The organism is Candidatus Symbiopectobacterium sp., from assembly GCF_020054415.1.
Classification (GTDB): Bacteria; Pseudomonadota; Gammaproteobacteria; order Enterobacterales; family Enterobacteriaceae; genus Symbiopectobacterium.
In genome coordinates, this window is the sequence record NZ_JAHWCO010000445.1 from 1 (window position 1) to 2,504 (window position 2,504).

Consider the following 2,504-nt stretch of genomic DNA (forward strand, 5'->3'; position numbering starts at 1 on the left):
ATAAAGTCCTGTGAGTGCCCACACAGATTGTCTGATTAATTGTTAAAGAGCGTTGCCACATCTACCGTGGCGCGGGAGGCGTATATTACGCTGCACCGCTGAAAAGTCAACGTTAATTTTTTCAATTTCGCGTTCGGCTTTTCTGTTTTACTTCTTACCGTTACCACAACCGCGTGTCGCTGTTGCCGTGTCAGTGGAGGCGCAGTATAGACACTTCTCGCGCCCTGACAAGGGCTAATTTCAATTTTATTTTTGAGTGCGTATTTTTTCGGCAGAGCGTACTAAACATCAGCATTAAACGTGTTTTTTTGCACCAAGCTGAGCAAATTCATGTGCGAAATGCTCAACCTGTTGCCAATCGGTGTATTCAATATCTTTACTGCTGTCCGTCTCACCACCGGTCATTCTCATAATAAGCTGAATCATCACCCGGTCGAGCCAACCATAGCGCTGATAGCGCAGTGCACCGGCAAACACACCGCACAGTGCTGGCTGCCACGGGGTGCGCAGCAAAAACTTCCGGGTGTAGGGATTGGTTTGTGCCGTGCGCTTTTCTGGCTTACGCGCGGTCAGATTCACAGAGAAGAAGGCATTTGGCAGACGCTGCAATTCCCCCACGTGTTGTTTGATAAAAGCATAAACCTCGGGCTGGAAATGACCATAACGCACCGAAGCACCGATCAGAATGCGATCGTAATGCGCGGGTTCGATATTGTCAGCGGCTGTAATGTTCACCACATCGCACTCGACCTTACCCTTTAGCACCGTCGCGATATAAGAGGCGATAGCCTTGGTTTGACCACCCTTACTGGAAAAAAGTATCAACGCTTTCATAGGTCATTGCTCTTTGGCTTTTTGTTTTAGGTTATGCGCGCCAGAAAGTAGGCGTAAACAACACCAGCAAGGTAAACACCTCAAGACGCCCGAACAGCATGGTTGAAATCAGAATCCATTTCGCTGCGTCATTCATGGTGGTGAAGTTATCGGCCACTACCCCTAATCCCGGCCCCAGATTGTTTAACGTCGCCGTGACAGCGGCAAAAGCAGAAAAATCATCCACACCGGTGGCTATGACTGCCAGCATACTGACAATAAACACCAACGCATAGGCGGAGAAAAAGCCCCATACCGCTTCGAGGATCCGCTCCGGCAAGGCACGACGTCCAAGTTTGATGGTATAGACCGCGTTAGGGTGCACCAATCGTTTGAGCTCGCGGTGTCCTTGCAAGAACAACAGCAGGATACGAATCACTTTTAAGCCACCGCCCGTCGACCCCGCGCACCCGCCGATAAAAGCAGAGCACAACAGCAAAACAGGCAAGAATAGCGGCCAGGCGGCAAAACTGCTGGTGGTAAACCCTGCGGTGGTCGCCATGGATACCACCTGGAAAAACGCCTGATTCAGCGTCTGGATACCGCTGTCATAAACATTATGGAACAACAGCACCAGCGTGCACACCGCCACCAGCGACATCTGAACGAAGATGAACATGCGAAATTCCGGATCGCGACCGTACACCTTGAGACTTCTGCCACTCAGCATGGCAAAGTGCAAACCGTAATTACAGCCAGAAATCAGCAGAAACACCGCGATGATGGTATTGATAGTAGGGCTGTTGAAATAGCCGATGCTGGCGTCATGGGTTGAAAAGCCGCCGATGGCAATGGTGGAAAAGCTGTGCCCGATAGCATCAAACAGTGACATCCCCGCCAACCACAGCGCTACCGCACAGGCCACGGTAAGCAGCACATAGATCATCCATAATGTTTTCGCGGTTTCTGCGATGCGAGGCCGCATTTTATTATCTTTCAACGGCCCAGGCATCTCAGCACGGTAAAGCTGCATCCCTCCAACGCCGAGGATAGGCAGAACCGCCACCGCTAATACGATGATCCCCATCCCACCGAACCACTGCAACATCTGCCGGTAAAACAGAATGGCCTTTGGCAAAGAATCCAACCCGACCAGTGTGGTCGCGCCCGTGGTGGTTAAGCCGGAGAATGATTCGAAAAAGGCATCGGTGACGCTAAGGTTTGGATGTTCAGAGAAGATAAAGGGCAATGCCCCTACGCTACCCAGCACGGTCCAAAACAGCACCACAATCAAGAAGCCTTCTCGCGAGGCCAGCTCATGCTTGTGTTTACGATTGGGAAACCAGAGCGCGCTGCCGATAAACAGGGCAACCAGAAAGGTTTGCGTGAATGCCCGTCCTGCGCCGTCACGATAAATCAGAGCAACCATGCCAGGGATAAACATGGTCCCGGAAAACAGAATAACCAGTAACCCTACAATGCGGGTAATGGCGCGCAGGTGCATGGAGAAACATCCTTAACGAGTCATCAAACAGCGCTGAATTATTATCATATACCCAATAAACCTCAAGATGCAGGTTTGAGCACCTGAAAACGATCGTGAATTCTGGACGTCAGCGAGTCCGCTATTTCTGGTAGCGTATTGGTGAAAAAATTGAATATTGCATCCCGAAAATCGCGCGTGTTTTCAA

Annotated in this window: 2 protein-coding genes and 1 pseudogene; all 3 read right to left on the bottom strand. The window is 50.6% G+C overall.

The features are described 5' to 3' along the window. Window positions 1-294 precede the first annotated feature (294 nt). Window positions 295-834: a menaquinone-dependent protoporphyrinogen IX dehydrogenase gene (gene hemG, locus QZ506_RS12905; protein WP_291971552.1), complete on the bottom strand. Its 540-nt coding sequence runs from the start codon at window positions 832-834 to the stop codon at window positions 295-297. Window positions 835-865: 31 nt separating this feature from the next. Next, complete coding sequence (gene trkH / locus QZ506_RS12910) at window positions 866-2,317, bottom strand: Trk system potassium transporter TrkH (RefSeq protein ID WP_291971554.1); 1,452 nt, start codon at window positions 2,315-2,317, stop codon at window positions 866-868. 62 nt (window positions 2,318-2,379) lie between these two features. Continuing rightward, window positions 2,380-2,504 (bottom strand): annotated as a pseudogene (locus QZ506_RS12915) (IS630 family transposase); the annotation flags it as partial.